16 protein-coding genes are annotated in these 15,839 nt (G+C 59.3%); 13 read left to right on the top strand and 3 right to left on the bottom strand.

All coding sequences use genetic code 11. The features are described 5' to 3' along the window. Window position 1: 1 nt before the first annotated feature. From KVQ82_RS16455 to KVQ82_RS16395, 13 genes are all read left to right on the top strand, one after another. Window positions 2-520 (top strand): hypothetical protein, encoded by a 519-nt coding sequence (locus tag KVQ82_RS16455; protein WP_260687676.1) that lies wholly within the window; start codon window positions 2-4, stop codon window positions 518-520. Continuing rightward, window positions 520-2,538, top strand: a complete 2,019-nt coding sequence (locus KVQ82_RS16450) for a hypothetical protein (protein WP_222014516.1) — start codon at window positions 520-522, stop codon at window positions 2,536-2,538. Before KVQ82_RS16455 ends, KVQ82_RS16450 begins: the two co-directional genes overlap by 1 nt. Continuing rightward, window positions 2,535-4,454: a hypothetical protein gene (locus tag KVQ82_RS16445; RefSeq protein ID WP_222014515.1), complete on the top strand. Its 1,920-nt coding sequence runs from the start codon at window positions 2,535-2,537 to the stop codon at window positions 4,452-4,454. Before KVQ82_RS16450 ends, KVQ82_RS16445 begins: the two co-directional genes overlap by 4 nt. A 45-nt stretch (window positions 4,455-4,499) precedes the next feature. Next, window positions 4,500-4,883 carry a hypothetical protein gene (locus tag KVQ82_RS16440; protein ID WP_222014514.1) on the top strand — a complete coding sequence of 128 codons (384 nt, stop codon included), beginning with the start codon at window positions 4,500-4,502 and terminating at the stop codon, window positions 4,881-4,883. 66 nt (window positions 4,884-4,949) lie between these two features. Beyond that, window positions 4,950-7,490 (top strand): hypothetical protein, encoded by a 2,541-nt coding sequence (locus KVQ82_RS16435; RefSeq protein ID WP_222014513.1) that lies wholly within the window; start codon window positions 4,950-4,952, stop codon window positions 7,488-7,490. Further along, window positions 7,491-7,823, top strand: coding sequence for a hypothetical protein (locus tag KVQ82_RS16430; protein ID WP_222014512.1), 333 nt, complete (start codon window positions 7,491-7,493; stop codon window positions 7,821-7,823). It abuts the gene before it with no gap. Continuing rightward, window positions 7,813-9,426, top strand: a complete 1,614-nt coding sequence (gene terL, locus KVQ82_RS16425; protein ID WP_222014511.1) for a phage terminase large subunit — start codon at window positions 7,813-7,815, stop codon at window positions 9,424-9,426. Before KVQ82_RS16430 ends, terL begins: the two co-directional genes overlap by 11 nt. 25 nt (window positions 9,427-9,451) lie before the next feature. Next, window positions 9,452-12,022 (top strand): hypothetical protein, encoded by a 2,571-nt coding sequence (locus KVQ82_RS16420; RefSeq protein ID WP_222014504.1) that lies wholly within the window; start codon window positions 9,452-9,454, stop codon window positions 12,020-12,022. 40 nt (window positions 12,023-12,062) lie between these two features. Then, complete coding sequence (locus KVQ82_RS16415; protein WP_222014502.1) at window positions 12,063-12,389, top strand: hypothetical protein; 327 nt, start codon at window positions 12,063-12,065, stop codon at window positions 12,387-12,389. Then, a complete protein-coding gene (locus KVQ82_RS16410; protein ID WP_222014500.1) occupies window positions 12,386-12,619 on the top strand; it encodes a hypothetical protein in 234 nt (77 codons plus the stop codon). The genes KVQ82_RS16415 and KVQ82_RS16410 overlap by 4 nt, the downstream gene beginning before the upstream one ends. After that, window positions 12,597-13,016 (top strand): glycoside hydrolase family protein, encoded by a 420-nt coding sequence (locus KVQ82_RS16405; RefSeq protein ID WP_222014498.1) that lies wholly within the window; start codon window positions 12,597-12,599, stop codon window positions 13,014-13,016. The genes KVQ82_RS16410 and KVQ82_RS16405 overlap by 23 nt, the downstream gene beginning before the upstream one ends. Continuing rightward, window positions 13,013-13,267, top strand: a complete 255-nt coding sequence (locus KVQ82_RS16400; protein ID WP_222014497.1) for a hypothetical protein — start codon at window positions 13,013-13,015, stop codon at window positions 13,265-13,267. Before KVQ82_RS16405 ends, KVQ82_RS16400 begins: the two co-directional genes overlap by 4 nt. 585 nt (window positions 13,268-13,852) lie before the next feature. Beyond that, window positions 13,853-14,293: a hypothetical protein gene (locus KVQ82_RS16395; protein WP_222014494.1), complete on the top strand. Its 441-nt coding sequence runs from the start codon at window positions 13,853-13,855 to the stop codon at window positions 14,291-14,293. Between the two features lie 152 nt (window positions 14,294-14,445). Here KVQ82_RS16395 and KVQ82_RS16390 read toward each other — a convergent pair whose 3' ends face one another. The 3 genes from KVQ82_RS16390 to KVQ82_RS31610 form a co-directional block, all read right to left on the bottom strand. After that, window positions 14,446-14,607 (bottom strand): hypothetical protein, encoded by a 162-nt coding sequence (locus KVQ82_RS16390; RefSeq protein WP_174376922.1) that lies wholly within the window; start codon window positions 14,605-14,607, stop codon window positions 14,446-14,448. A 200-nt stretch (window positions 14,608-14,807) separates the two neighbouring features. Continuing rightward, window positions 14,808-15,314, bottom strand: a complete 507-nt coding sequence (gene msrA / locus KVQ82_RS16385) for a peptide-methionine (S)-S-oxide reductase MsrA (RefSeq protein ID WP_041064515.1) — start codon at window positions 15,312-15,314, stop codon at window positions 14,808-14,810. Window positions 15,315-15,522: 208 nt separating this feature from the next. Next, the gene (locus KVQ82_RS31610; protein ID WP_260687675.1) at window positions 15,523-15,807 is read right to left on the bottom strand and encodes a hypothetical protein; all 285 of its coding nucleotides are present in this window, start codon (window positions 15,805-15,807) and stop codon (window positions 15,523-15,525) included. Window positions 15,808-15,839: the final 32 nt, after the last annotated feature.

Here is a 15,839-nt window from a genome sequence, read left to right as displayed (position 1 = left end):
CATGGCAGTTGGCGCAGTAGGAATGGCGGCCTATGCCGCATTGGCCGCAGCTACGGTGTATTCGGTGTACACCACCCAGCAATCCGGCAAGCAGGCAAGCCTTAACGCAGAGGCGCAGGGCGATCAGGCGAAGAATGATGCTGACACCGCTGCCAGCGCGGCGGTGGTCCAGGCGGAGCGTATCCGCAAGCTTGCGCGCATCCAGGCCAGCGAGGCGAATGCCGCCCTTGCCGGCTCTGGCGTTGAAGTGGGCGAAGGCACGGCCGTCAACATCAACGAGGAAATCATCGGCAACGCCGAGGAAGATGCCGCGCTGACCATCTTCAACGGCAAGAATCAGCAGTCGCGCCTGTACAACGACGCAGCGAACTACAGCCTTGCCGGCTCGCAAGCACGCTCAAACGCCAATTCACAATCGATCGGCACGGTGCTGTCCGCCGGCGCTCAGGCAGGTATGGCGTGGAAGGCCTCGGCTGCTGGCGCGAATGCAACGACACCGAAGGTTGGGGGTAACGCCTGATGGCACAGATTCCGCTTGGCAGCTTCGGACAGGGCCGTGTGCAGCAGGAAGTTGCGCAGAACCGCGTTATGCCGATCGATACGCGCGCTCAGGACCGCGCGGCACAGGAGGTCGCCGGCACCGTGCAGAACACGGCGCTTGGCGTTCTCGACCAGATCAACAAGGAAGACAAGGCGCTGTCGCGGGTGAAAGCCAGCAACGCGCTGATCGATCGTGAGTCGCAGATCAAGACCATCGCCACTGACCTCGACGAGCAGATGCGCACCGGCCAGCTCAGCTATGACAAGTCAGAGGAAGCGTTCAACACGGCAGTGTCCAAGCTGCCGCCGCTGGAAACACCGGGGCTTGATGAGGCCCAGCAGGGCGAGATAGGCAACTCGCTCAAGCGTATGCAGTTGGGCGGGCTTGATCGTGTGCGCGAGGCCTCGGCAAAAGGTCGTATCCAGTCGGCTCAGTCCGATCTGGTGTCACGCATGGATATGCTCGGCAAAGACGCTGGGATGCCCGGTGCGGACGTCAGCCAGATCAACGCCCGTATGGACGCAGAGGATATCGACGTTGCCGGGCGCCTGGCGTTTGGCGAGACGTGGGCCAGCAAGAAGCAGGAATTCAAGGACAACAACTGGTCGACCCACGCAACCCAGCGCGTGATCGAGGCACGGGAAAGCCTTGGCAGCCTGCAAAAGGTCGAGCACGACCTCACCGCAGCAGATGGCTTCTACGCACAGAAGCTGGATCCGGAGAAGCGAAACCAGTTGCTCAACACGGTGAGCGGCCGGATCTTCCAGGTAAAGGAACACCAGCAGCGTCAGGCTGAGATGCGCGAGATGAAGGCCGAGCGCGTGATCACCCAGATGGATCGGCAGGCTGCTACCGGCATTCCTCCTACGCCGGCGGATCAGCAGCGCTGGAAATCTGCGCTGTCAGGCACGTCCATGGCTGGCGAGTACAACACTCGCATCGGTGAGATGAACGAAGTGCAGGGCCTGCTCCGGCAGCCTTTGGCGGTTCAGCAGCAGTACATCGAGCGCAAGCGCTTCGAGATGGCCAAGAACGGCGCCAGCGTTACCGAACAGGCAAACGTCAGCCGCCTGCAAACCGCTGTCGACAACAACATCAAGTTGCTGCGAGAGAATCCGCTCACCTTCAACGCCATGCGCACCGGCGTCGATGTTGAGCCTTTGGATGTTTCGGGCATCACCACACCGGAAGGCAAGGTAAAGCTCGGTGAGCAGATCGCCAATCGCTTCGACGTGGTCAACTCTGTGCGCAAGGCATACGGCCCAGAAGTGGCGCGTAGTCCGTGGAAGCCGGAAGAACAGCAGATGCTGGCGTCTGTGCTCGCTCAGGCAGATGACGGCACCAAGTTGCAACTGTTCGGCGCCATCGCTGCAGCATCACCCTCGGGCTCCGACTATGCCGCTGCCATCAAGCCGCTGGCCGCCGATCAACCGATCACTGTATTGGCGGGTATGGCTCAGTTCCGCGAGCTCAAAGGCGTGGACGGCACCAATGTTCCCCAGACCCTGCTGGCCGGGGACAAGGTACTGAAGGACAAGTCGACGCCCATGCCCAAGGATTCCTATTTCCGCACGGCGTTTGATGAACATGCGGGCGTTGCCCTTGCACCTGGTACGCCGCAGCGCGAACAGGCTTATCTGGCGTTCAAGTCCCTGTATGCAGGCACCGCCGCTGCCAAAGGCCTGCAATATGAGGATGGTGACGACCTCGACAGCAAGACCGCGCAGGCGGCGTTCGATATGGCGACTGGCGGCGTAACCGAGCGCGGCGGGGCCAAGGTCATCAAGCCCTACAACATGCCGGACAGGGATTTCGACGATGCCGTCGATGTCCAGTTGCAAGGCCTTGCCGAGCGCACCAAGTTCCCGGTTGGCCAGCTCGAAGACATGCCGCTGTCACCGGTACCGGGCAAGGAGGGGTCTTACTACCTACTCAATGCGGGTCGTGTGCAGATCGACCCAACGACCAAAGAACCGATGGTGGTGAAAATCAAATGAGCTGGCTAGACGGGATGGTCGAAGAGAGCGAAGCCGCGAGCCAGGATCAACGCTTGGGGCGGACTGAGGATAAGCCTGCGCCGGGTGCTTTCACTGGCGCCTATGACGCACTGGGCCAAGGCTTGGTGCGCGGTGGCATTGAAGCAGTGAACACCGCCAAGTCTCTGGTGGTGCAGGCGGCTGGTGCTGATCAGGCGATGAGTCTGGGGCTGAGCGGCATGGTGCTGGATGGTCAGGACGCCGAGCAGCAGATAGACCAGATCACCACCGACACCGAGCGCCGGGCCAATGAGATCGGCAAGGACACAGCTCAGGCTGTTGAGCTGCTGCGCCCCGATCCTACAGAGGTGGGCATCGTTGGGCAGATCCTCGGCGAGGCTGCTGCTGTTCTCCCGCGCACGGTTGTCGGCGCGGTGACTGCTGGCCCTTTGGGGGCGGCGGTTGCTGCTGGCGCGCCTGCCGGTTACGCCGGCAAGCAGTCGGCCACGGCCGAGGGCATCGACGAGGCGACCGCCTACGGCAAAGGCACTATCGACGCGCTGACCATTGGCGTCGGTGCCGTGCTGCCGGCTGCACGCTTCGTCAAGCCTTTGCTCGGTGACGCTGCAATTGCTGTGGGAGCGAACGTAGGGTTGGGTATCGCGGGGCGCAGTGCTACGGCAGCTCTGCTGGAGAGTGGCGGCTACCACTTGCAGGCGGCTCAGTATCAGGCGCTCGACAGCACCGCTATTGCCACTGATGCGATTCTCGGCGCGGCATTCTTCGGCATTGGTCGCGCAGGCCTTCGCCGCCCGACCACTACGCAGGTCGACGCCGCGCTGTCCGAACGCACGTTTCAGCACGCCGATATCGACACTGCACCAGGTGCGGCGATCAACCCTCAATCCGCTGTTGCGCACCAGGATGCAATCCGTACCGCCATCGCCCAACTGAGTCGAGGTGAAAAGGTGGTGCTGCCTGAGAGCATCCACTCGGCCGAGTTCATGCGTGAAGCGGACGCCGCCCCGGTGATGGCGCCAAGCCGCGATGTTGCGCTGGCCACCGCCCGACAGGATCTGGAGCCTACGTTGCGCACTGAGCTGGAGCAGGAAGCCGCCGGCATTCTGCCAAACGTGAAGGACGTGAAAGCCGAGCTGTCTACTGTCGCCAAAAGCCTCGCCTCGCTGGATGACACTTTCAAAGCGAAGGCCAAAGAGTTTCAGCAGCAGGGCCAAAGCCGCAAGCAGGCTGAGCGTTCAGCCCGAGAATCGATCACGGCTGAGCGCCTGGCCCTGACTGACCGCCAGTCAGCGCTCAATGACAGCCTGACCGGCAACCGTTCTGCCGAGCTGGCCCGTGCCGACCTGAACACGCTTGATCGTGGAGAGGTGCCAGCCCGCTTTGAGGGGCGGCTCAAGCAGCGCGCCGACGCCATCGTGCAGGGCTTCGACAAGACGCCGCTCGCCGCCGGCGTGAGTGAAGCCAACACCAAGTTGACCATGGCCCAGACGGCACAGCAGGAAATCCGCCGCATCCTTGACGATATCGAACGCGCAGAGCCGACGTTGCAGGCCAAGCCGCTTGATATTCCCGCCTCAAAAAATGTTGGAAAACCGGAAACGTCGACGCCGGCCGATGCATCAAAACTCAGCAAAAGCGGATCGGAACCCGCGAAACCTGCATCAGAAAGCCCGGAAACTGAATCGCCAGCGGGCAAACCTGCATCAGACCCAGAGATCCAGGTGGCCGACGAAATCCTGAGCCGCATGGAAGACATGCGACTGTCCACCGGTGCGATGGACGCCGACGGCAATCCGATCACCGTGTCTGCGCGGGAAATGCTCGCGCAGGCTGATGCCGATATCGCCCGCGCTCAGGAGGAATCCAAGGGCTTCGCTGCTGCCGCCGCTTGCTTTTTGCAACGCGGAGACGGATAAAACAGCAGCGCCGATTCCAGGTGGCCAGCATTCAAGGAGAGTCCGATGGCAAAAGATAAAAAGCCAATTCAGCAATACAACGAGATAGGCGGATGGTTATGGTTTCCGGCCTTGTGGACGGTGACCAACTTTTTAGTGGCTGGCTACTTGGCTATACATGCGCCGATTGTTGGTGCGATTTTGCTAGTGCTGGCTATCCCAAATGCCTATTTTTTCTGGACAAGGAAGAAGATCTACAGATGGTTTTTCGTACTCCACTCGATCGCGGGCTTGTTCGTTCTTTTGGTGGCTTTTGGGCCGCAGGGTGTTGGTGGAGGCTTCGCTTGGAATCTGATTTTCATGGTGTACCTGCTCGTTTCTAAGCGAGCCCGTGGAACATTTACACAGCCTTTGTTCGGGCGGACTGAGCCTGCGGCCATTACCGAGTAATAAATAGTCGGGAAACCGTCTACTGCCCACCCATAGGCTTGCCTCCATTCCCACAGGAGGCAGGCCATGCGCGCCGAATGCATTCAAGCCGTCACCCAGGCCATCGGCCGATCCCTCACGCAACCAGAAATCCAAGGCATCGAGGACAGGTTGCGCCGCAACATGCGCCAGCTCGCCCAGACCGACCCCGCTTGGCAATCCAAAACTGCCGTTGACCGGCTCAACGAAGCCGCAACCAAGGCCGCTAAGGAACTGGTAGACGAGCAGCAGCTCAAGAAAAAGCGTGTGGCCCTGACGATCATGGCTCACGACCGCATCGACAGTTACATGAAGCGCTTCCCTGATCAGCCACTTGAAGGCCTCGACAGGCTGTTGGCGTTCTCCAGCGACGGTAAGAGCGGGATCCTGTCGATTGAGTCGGCTACCCGCGCCATTCGTGATGATTCGCTCAGCCGGATGCTGGACGTCATCGATGTCACGAAAGGCAAGTTCATGGGGCTGTTTCAGGACGAGGCCGGCAATCTGGCGCTGGTGCGCGAGCTGCACGGCGAAGACTCGGGCGTGCCGGAGGCAAAGGTCGCGGCCAAGCAGTTCAAGGACGTTACCGAACAACTGCGTCAGCGCTTCAACCGCGCCGGTGGCGACGTTGGTTTTCTGGATGATTGGGCCATGCCGCGCGACCACTCGCAGGTCAGAGTCGCGAAGGACCAGGCCAAGTGGGTTGGCGATCACATCCAGTGGGCGAACCGTGCCAAGTACATGAAGGAAGACGGCTCGCCAATGAACGATGCCGAGCTGACCGACTTCCTCAGCCACGCATGGCAGACGCTGGCCACCGGCGGCGTCAACAAGCTGGAACCCGGCAACGTCGCCGGCAATGGCATGCGCGCTAACCGTGGGAGTGAGTCGCGCCAGATCCACTACAAGGATGCCGAGTCGTTCATCGCTGCCCAGAAGGCCTACGGCGAGCGCAACTTGCTGGAGCTGCTGATCGGACACATCGACCGGGCGGCCCGGGATATCTCGCTTGTGGAAAACCTCGGGCCGAACCCGAACAACCAGTTGCGCTACTTCCTCGACGAAGGCCAGAAGGTGACGGATATGGCCGACCCCAAGAAGTCTGAAAAGACCTCGAAGCAGCGCCGCAAGATCGAACACCTTTACGAAGAGGTTGCCGGTACCCGCGAGCCGCCGGCGTCCCCCGCGCTTGCCAATGGCTTCGACACCTACCGGGCGCTCAATGTCGCCAGCCGCTTGGGTTCTGCTGTTCTGACGTCCATCACTGACCAGGGCACGCTGGGGCTGACCGCCGCAATGAACGGCATGCCAGTGATGAAGGTGTTCGCCAACGAGATTCGTATGCTCAACCCGGCCAGTGCTGGCGATCGTCGGGCAGCACAGCGCGCAGGTCTCGGCCTGAATCAGTTGATCGGCAGTCTGAACCGGTGGGGCGCTGATGGTCTGGGTACCACTGAGCAGATATCCGGACGCGTCTCGAAGTTCTCGCAGACCGCCGCCAGCAAGGTCATGCAGGCATCAGGCTTGAACGCACTGACCGCCGGCACCCAGCGCGCGTTCGGCGCCACGATGATGGACACCATCGGCGATATGTCCCGCCGTCACCCAACCATTGCGGCGCTGGATCCTGCTGACAGCAAGCGCCTGCTCGGTCAGGGCGTTACAGAGACTGACTGGTCCGTGTGGCGCCTGGCGCAGCCAGAGGACTGGCGCGGCGTTGGTGACACAGTGCTGACGGCGAACAGCATCTACCGCATTCCTAACGCTGATCTGGTGACGCTGGCTCAACAACTCAGCACAACCCCGCAGCGGCTGAAGGATCAGGCCGCTACCAAGCTGCTGGGCACCGTGCTGGATGAAACCAACATGGCAATCATTGAGCCGGGCGCGCGCGAGAAGGCGCTCATGCACGGCGGCGTTGAGCGCGGCACCTGGAAGGGTGAGTTGCAGCGGTCGTTCTGGCAGTTCAAAAGCTTCTCGATCGCCATGATGATGCGCCACATCCGGCGCGGCATGGCACAGGAAGGATGGGGCAAGGCCGGTTACATCGGCACGCTGGTCGCGTCGACCACCGTACTGGGTGGCATGGCCATTCAGCTTGGTGAAATCGCAGCCGGCAGGGATCCCAAGGACATCACCGATGACGAAAAGCTCGGTGTGCCCGGCTTACGGTTCGGTATCGCCTCTTTCCTCAAGGGCGGCGCGCTTGGTCTTTACGGGGACTTCCTGTTTTCCGACACGTCCCAGGGTGGCCAGTCGTTCATCGGGGCCATCGGCGGCCCGATTGCTGGCGATATCGAAGCCTTGTCGAAGCTGAAAGGGAGTGCTGCCGACGGCAAGGGAAGTCAGGTCGGGGGCAATCTCGTGCGCTTCGCCAAGTCGCACACGCCAGCGGCGAACCTCTGGTACACCCGCGCCGCGACTGATCACCTGATATTCAACCAACTGCAGGATTACTTCTCGCCCGGTTACCTGCGCCGGATGAAGCAGCGCGCCCGCAAGGAATTTAAACAGTCGTACTGGTGGGAGCCGGGCGACACCACACCAGATCGCGCCCCGAATCTTGGCGCCGCTGTAGGAGTGAAGTAAATGCGAGCGGATCAAATTGAGCGGCTAAAGAAACTTTCCGAAGGGCTGGCGGATGTCGTCCTTGATGAGGCGAATCCAGAAAACTGGCCGGGGACCGGTAAGACCTTGGCCGATCTGACGCGCGACGAGCGAGGCGATAGGCACTGGTGCAAAAAAAACGCCGCCGCCACCATGACTCTTTTGGTCAAGGTGATGAGCATCACTGGTCATGTTCAGGGAGGAACGTTGCCGGCCGGAACCACTGACGAGGACTTGGATACCATGCAAGCCAAGGCCGAGCGAGAAGCCACCGCACTACTGGAGCGCGCACAGGCGGGCGTGCATGTCCACTAAGTACATATCCTTTCTGGCGTTCTTCCTGATATGGGCAAAACGCATGAAATGGGAAGTCCCGGACATCCATATCCGGGCCTGCCACTGGCTTGAGCATCGCGGCGACCATGCGGTGCTTCGCTGTTTCCGTGGCTTTGGCAAGTCGACAATCCTGGCGCTGTACAACGCTTGGCGTTTTTATCTAGACCCAACTTATCGAATTCTGCACCAAGGGGACACGGACCCGACCGCGTACAAGACCAGTCGCGACAGCAAGGCGATTCTTATGCGCCATCCACTTACACTGGAAGCCCATAGGAAAATGAAGGGCGACACCGCTTTTTGGTGGGTTCCTGGTGCTGTGGATGAACGAAACCCGTCCATGCAGGCATCAGGGATCATGTCGAACATCACCAGTTCGCGTGCTGACGAATGCCAGAACGATGACGTTGAGGTGCCCAAGAATATCGCCACGCCCGAGGCACGGGAGAAGCTTCGCTACAGGCTTGGCGAACAGATTCACATCATGGTGCCAGGCGCGCGCCTGCTGTTCGTTGGTACGCCGCACACCCATGACAGCCTTTACGACGAGCAGGAAGCCTTGGGCGCTGACTGCCTGACCATCCGCATGTTCGCCAAAGAACATCGAATCGACGACGCCAAACTGATCGCCTACGACGTACCGTTTGTGCCTGAGTTCGTATTTTCTGGGATCGGAAAGCACGCTCGCGCCATGGTGCTTGGCAAGGATTATCAGCTTACAAAGACCGGTATCGCTTTCCTTTCCCCGCCTGGAACTCTGATTGACTGTTACGCCGGCATTGCTTGGGTGGAGCGATTCGACCTGATCGAGCTGGAGAAGCGACGCAAGAAAACCCGCACCATCAACGAATGGGATTCGCAGTACCAACTCCACTCGAAGCCTGTCACGGAGGTTCGCTTGGACCCTGAGCGCATCATTCCGTATGACGTGCAGCCCACTATGCGGTACGCCAACAACGCGGCCGCCATGTTCTTGGGGTCAACACAGATTGTCGGCGCGGTGGCCTATTGGGACTGCTCGCTGGGGAAGATCAAATCTGACGTTTCCGCATTCTCACTGATCCTCACTGATGCGCGAGGCCAGCTCTATTGGCACTTGGCCGTAGGGCTTACCGGGCAAATCGCCGAGTTCGACAGTAGAGACCGGATCATCGGCGGCCAGGTTCATCAGATCCGCGAACTGGTAATCAAGCATCAGATTCCGCGCGTGATCATTGAGACCAACGGACCAGGCGGGTTCGCACCAACTATTCTCAAGCAGGCGCTGAAAGGCACAGGGTGTGGGGTAGGGGAGGAATACTCCAGCGCGAACAAGCAGAAACGGATCCTCGACGCTTTTGAGTCGCCGCTGTCGGCCCACTTCCTGTGGGCGCACGTTGACGTACTGCGCACGATTTGGGACCAGATGCGCGACTTCAACCCGGCACTGACCAATCAAGACGATGACTTTATCGACTCCGGCGCCGGCGCAATCACCGCCACGCCAGTGCGTATCGGTCGAATAGTCGGGAAACCGACAGAGGTGCAGCGTGACGATTGGCGCCCAGACGCGGGCGTGCACGAAGTGCAGGTTGAATACTGAGCCCGCCACCACCAAGGGGCGCAGTATGTCAGTTCAAGAAGGTCCAGATTTCAAGCGGTACGCCGCAAACGGGACGTCACTTACCTTCGCCATTCCGTTCCTGTTGCTCAGCGCCTCTGACCTTGTGGTGACCCTCAACGGGTACGTGCTGACTGCCGGCTTCGTCCTGGCCAATGTGGGCGGCGTCAACGCTTCCGCCACGTTCAGCATTGCGCCGATTGGCGATCTGTTGTTTCAATCCAAGATCAGTTTCCAGCGCCTTGTCGATTATCAGGACAACGGCGATCTGCTGTCGCCAACACTGAACCGTGACTTTGACCGTCTGTGGTTGGCGCTCAAGGGCATCCGACGCGATTCGGGCCGCGCCATCACGGTCAGCCTGTTGGAGCCGGAAGGCGTTCCACCGCTCCCACCAGCAAGCGCTCGCATCAATCAGATGATGGGCTTCGACTCCGTGGGCAATCCGATTGTCGTTGCGCCGGCAAGCGGTTCGGCAAACGAGCTGGCCATCCTGCTGCAGGACACCATTGACCCGTTCAACGGTGACTACAAAATTGGCGTACGTCAGGCAACACCCAACGCGGTCGGTATCTCCCAGCACGCAGTCAACTTGCAAACCGTGTCCCTGCAAATGTACGGGGCTAAGGATGACTGGAACGGCACCACTGGCACCAACTGCGCGGCGGCAATTGCCAACATCGTCGCCGACTTCCCCAACGGTTGCCGCATCCGGGCACCGAGGACGGTCGGCGGCACCGGCATTTACTACATCAACGGTTCGGTGGGTTCCGCCGACATGTCCAAGTACGTGCTCGACACCGACCCGGACGTCTCGTTCTGGCACGTCGGCACGAACACGCACCTGATTGGTCCAGGCCTGCGCACCACGCGCTCCGTATCGATCTACCGCGCGACCCTCGGTTACACGTACTACCTCAGCGCAACGCCTTACGGTGATGTTGCGGGCAAGCCGTACACCCTGTCTTCGGCGGATGGTGAGGCGCCTATCGTCGAGCGGATCATCACATCCGCCTCCAACACCATGCAGTTCAAGACTGTGAACTTCTCGACCGGCGCCCTGGCTGACACAACCGCGTCCACGGATGGCAACTTCGCCAGCTTCGGAAGCATCTCCGGCACCGGCTTTACCGTCGGCTCCGTGGCGATTCGCCCAGGTCAGGAGGTTCACGCCCAGATCACCCTGCCGAGTAACTTTGGCAAGGTGTGCGCCTACGTTGAAACTGAGGGTGGGTGGGTCATCTTCTCGCAGGACTCCACCACCGGCGGGGTTATCACCCGCTATGTGTTCCTTGAAGGGTTCTCGATTCAGTCAACGAACATCGGCTCTCCGTTTGCGGACGCTCCGGCCTACAACCTCGCCATGGCCAATGTGGGTATCAAGGTGCATGGCGTTCGGTCTTTTTCGGTGCTGCTCAACCACGTCGAAGTTGCACGGATGGACGAACAGAACCTGACGTCAGACATCCTGCGCGCCGGCTGGGGCGCCGGGCAGGTGAGCAACACGAACCCGGCCTACATCTCTTACCCTTCGAGGATTCGTAATAACCGAACCTTCGGCATGCGTCCGTTGAAAGTCGTGATTGCCGGCGACTCGACATCGGACAAGGTCAACCCGTTTTCAATGGTCAACCACATGCGGCGCACAGCGTCGGGTGTCGGCGGCATCCAGTTCAAGCTGATCCGCAACCAAGCGATCGCCGGGCAGACCGCCTTGCAACAGCGCGACATCATCAACGCTACCGACTACCAAGCCCTTGGCGGCTTCGATTACATGCTGGTTGACGTAGGCATCAACGATATCGGCGGCGCATCCACGCCAGCCGACTTCATTACAGCGATCGTTGACATCATCAACCGCTGCGCGACGTTCAACATCATTCCACTGATCGGCCTTCCTGCGATGTTCTACGACCAGGCATCGGCTGCGCCATATGGCCAGACGGGGCAGGGTTCCGCTAACGCTGACCGTGGCGCACCGTACCGGCTCCAACTGCTGCGCAAGCTGGCAGAGCTCAACGTGCAGGCCGTGATGCTGCCGATTCAGGACATGGGCGCAATCCTGCCGAGCAACCTTGCCAATCCAGACTTGAACCCTGTCGTGCAGGACAACGTGCACCAGTCGAACTGGGGCGGTGAGCTAAAGGGGATGGCATGGGCTAAGGCCTTGATTGGCTACATATACGCCCGCATCCGCAAGGACATTGCTTACCGCACTATCAAGGCTTCTTGGGTTCCCACCGCTCAGCAGGCCACTTACGGAAACCTCGTAAAGCCTGCATTCGGCATTAGCGGCGACACCTTCTACATGGGTAACGCGCTGAACATGCCCGCCGGCGTGTCGAACACTCCAGGCCCCGAGGTTCCGCCCTTCGGCACCAAAGTCATTCAATTGCCTGCGACGTACGGGCCGCCGAATCAGCGCTTTATCTGGCTGCCTGCCGGCGTGACAAACGGTGCGTGGACGCTGCAAGTCCTGATGCGCTTTGACCAGGACGGATCCATTTACACGCAGCGTTCTACGCCGACTGCCGTGTATGTGGATTTCTCTTCTGTCTCTTGGCCACTCCCGAATTGATCCACTACCAACAACATCAACAGCCTGGAAGGGTGACCAATTGAACAATTTAGAGCGGCGCCCCGAGGGCGGAAGAAATCAAGGCGACCGGATCGGCGCACTTGAGCAGGACATGAAGGTGGTGCGGCATCGGCTGGATACGTGGGATCGCCGGCACGAAAACTCACCGGAGCGCCTGACGAAGCTGGAGCAGCAATTCGAACACCAGTCGGACAAGCTCGATGATCTGGAAACGGGGATCGAGAACATCAACAAAGCCATAGGCCGTATGGGGACCAAGATCACCTACGGCCTCGGTGCTGCAGCAGCAATCATGGTCATGTTCGACAAGATCTGGCCGATCATTTCCAAGGGGTTGGGGTCATGAAGCCGGTGTCTACGTGGCGTAAGTGGTGGAAGAAATACAGCACCTGGCTGGCGTTATCGCTGCCGGTGCTGACTGTGGCCCGTGAGGCGCTGCCCAACCTGCAAGAGCTGATCCCGCTGCCTCAGTACAAGCTGATCGCCGGGGTGTTGGGGTTTGTCATCGTCGTGGCCGTGAACATCAAACAGAACTCTGTATCGGGGGTGACCGATGAATCGGACAAGGCTCAGTAAGCAGCTCGGCGTCGATGAGGGGCGCAAGCGTCGGATCTACCGTGACACGGTGGGCAAGTGGACGGTAGGCGTGGGGCGCAACATCGAGGATCGCGGCCTGCGTGATGATGAAATCGACCTGATGCTCTCCAACGATATCGACGAAGCCCTGGGCACAGCCCGCGCGCTGCTGCCCAACTTCGACAAACTCGACGAGGTGCGTCAGGAAGTGGTGGTGAACATGGCGTTCAACCTGGGTATGACGCGGCTGGGCGGCTTCCGTAAGTTCCTGGCTGCACTCAACGCCTTCAACTACGCCCGCGCTGCTGACGAAATGGAAAGCTCAATGTGGTTCAAGCAGGTAGGCGATCGAGCGCGGCGACTGGTGTATGCAATGCGCGAGGGCAAATTCCAATGAGCCTTACAGCCATCATCTCGTTGATTGTCGGCTTCGTCCTGCTGCTGGTAGGTGGTGTGGCAGGCCGGGCCTCTGGCAAGGCTGCCGGGCGCAAGGAAGGCGCCGAGGCCGCGAAGGTCGAGCAAGCATCCATTCAGAACAAAGCGGCGGCCGAGTCCGCCATGGAGCGCACCCGTGTTGAAACTGAAATCAATGCTGGCACTGACGATGATGTTGATGATCGGCTGCAAAAGCACGACCGTCCTGGTTGATACCGCGTGCACTTGGGTGAAGCCCATCACCACCACTGCGACAGAGCGCAAGGTGATGACCCGGGAGACAAAGGTGCAGATCGCGGCACACAATGACCTGTACGATAGCCACTGTGCCGCACCGAACTGAGGGCCAGCGCATCACAAAAAGTACAGTGGTTAGCACATTGATTTTTGTGGTTTTCCATAAGTAGCTGAAAACAATGGGCTTGAGGCTTCAAATTAGGTTCCGGCTTCGGGCACCATCTTAAATCAAGGGTTTGCGGGCGAAAGCTGATGCAGACCCTTGTTTGTTTTCAGGGCACCATTTTTAAATGGCTCGTCGTCAATTCTTCCATGTCCTCTTCTTCCTGTTTGCAAAGACCGTTTGTCACTTCTTGATGCAATCAATCCTGCGAGCGTCTACGTTTGTGGCTTGGTCGAAGATATCAAAAGTTATTGAGTGAACATTTGAGCTTGACCCGATGGCGTTGATATCAGGATGGATCTTGATCAAGGCGCGGTGCATCGTTCAGGCGATGGGCATTCAGACCCCCAGTCTGTCACGCCAAACCCGCCATTTTTGACGTGTTAAGGAGAACACCGATGGCAATCAATCAAGTGCACGCAGCAACCGATAAAACCGCTCTCGTCGAAGCCGAGGTGTACCGTTGGTACAATCTCTTCTTTCCGTGGTCGCGCGGTATGTCTTCCCGGTCGGAAGGGGCCATCAAACCCCTGTACGACGCGTTGGCGAATGACTTTCGTGTGGTACTCACTGATGGACAGATCATGAGTCGAGCGGATTATTGGGAGCGACTTTGGGGTTTGTACGGCAAGCGTGCTGGAAGCCCTGAATCGCACATCACTAACCTCTCGATCACAGCGCTTCCAGGGGACTGCTTCCTGGCCGTTTTCGACCTTGTCAAGGACGGCATCACCAAGAAGAAAGTCGATTCGGCGCTTATGCGCCTCGACCAGACCTCGCCATCCGGAATTTCATGGGTTTACGTGCATGAAAGCGAGCACGAAAGGGCTCTTGCGTAAGTCACTTGAGTTCTACTCTTGTGGCCGAAAAGCCTGCATGTTTTAACGTTGACGAACAATCAGGCCCAGCCCCGTGCTGGGCTTTTTTGTATCTGCTGGTCAGTCAGAAAACAACAAGCCCAGGCATGCCCGGGCCGGTTTAGGGAATACATTCAGCGCGAATCAACCTCTTTTGCAGCCTGGGCGTTTAATCGTTCCTTGCGCCTGCGCAGCCAGCTGAAGAATGCATGTACCGGGTGCAAAAACGCAGCCAGTACGCACAGCAGCATGATGGTGAAAATGGCAATCAGCGGGATGCTTTCGTGCGAGAACATGGTGGGGTACTCCTGTAGGCACTATGTTGGAACCCGCAGGCTAGACGCTTAGAGCCATGCTTGCGATGAACGTATGTTCATCCTCGGGCGCTTGAACTGTGCTACGGAGGGCTCACCAAAATGATCAATTCCAGAGGTGCGCAAGCGCCGGCCTCAGCTGAGGCCAGCGCCGTGCGTGAAGTGATTACGCAGGTGTGTTTTCAGCTGCGTTTCGGCAGCTTCCAGTTCGGGCGGATGAAATGGCAGGTGTAACCATTCGGTATCCGCTCCAGATAGTCCTGGTGCTCGGGTTCCGCTTCCCAGAAGGGGCCCGCCGGTTCGATTTCAGTGACCACGCGCCCCGGCCACAGCCCGGATGCATCGACATCGGCCGCGGTGTCTTCAGCAATGTCGCGCTGCTGTTCGTTAAGGTAGTAAATCGCCGAGCGATAACTGGGGCCGAGATCGTTGCCTTGTCGGTTGGGTGTGCTGGGATCGTGGATCTGGAAGAAGAACTCAAGGATTTGCCGGTAGCTGATCACGGCAGGGTCGAAGACGATTTCGATGGCCTCGGCATGGTTGCCGTGGTTGCGATAGGTGGCGTTCGGCACATCGCCACCGCTGTAGCCGACTCGCGTCTGCAGCACGCCGGGATAGCGTCGCAGCAGGTCCTGCATGCCCCAGAAGCAGCCTCCGGCGAGAATCGCGGTTTCGGTCTTTCCGGTCATGATCTTTTTGCCTCTCGGTGACTGTGGATACGGATCTGGTTATGAGGGCGCGTTGGCTATTTGCAAGTTTGACTCAGGGTGAAGGGCTGCTCGAGACGGTGTTTTCAATAAAATGCCCTGACGATAAGGCCAGGGCATTGATGGTTTCGAGCGGTGAACTCGTGGCAATTCGCGCTGAGTGATGGACGAAAACCAAGATATCAAGCGGTTACACAAACGCTTGCCCGAAAAAGCCCCGTGGCAGGCGTTGCGGACCCGCCAGAGCGGTCAAGCGTGCGATCCATTCCGAGCGCCAGTTCGATGCACCGTGATCAGCCTGTGTGTGGCTCGCTGCGCGCCGAGCAGCATTGCGCTGGGTTTTGCGCGCATTTTTGTAGGCTTCGGTGTTGCGGCAGCTGCGGCATTTGACGCGATTGAGTTCCTGGCTCGAGGCAAGGTTGTTGCCTTTGTGACCACAAGCCAGGTGTCCGTCTACTTTGAAATGGATAACCATGGATCAGTCTCCTGGTGACGTGTACAGGTTAT

The organism is Pseudomonas sp. AO-1, assembly GCF_019775695.1.
GTDB lineage: Bacteria > Pseudomonadota > Gammaproteobacteria > Pseudomonadales > Pseudomonadaceae > Aquipseudomonas > Aquipseudomonas parakoreensis.
The sequence above is the reverse complement of the archived record's forward strand: the minus strand, read 5'-3'. Positions and strand labels throughout refer to the sequence as shown.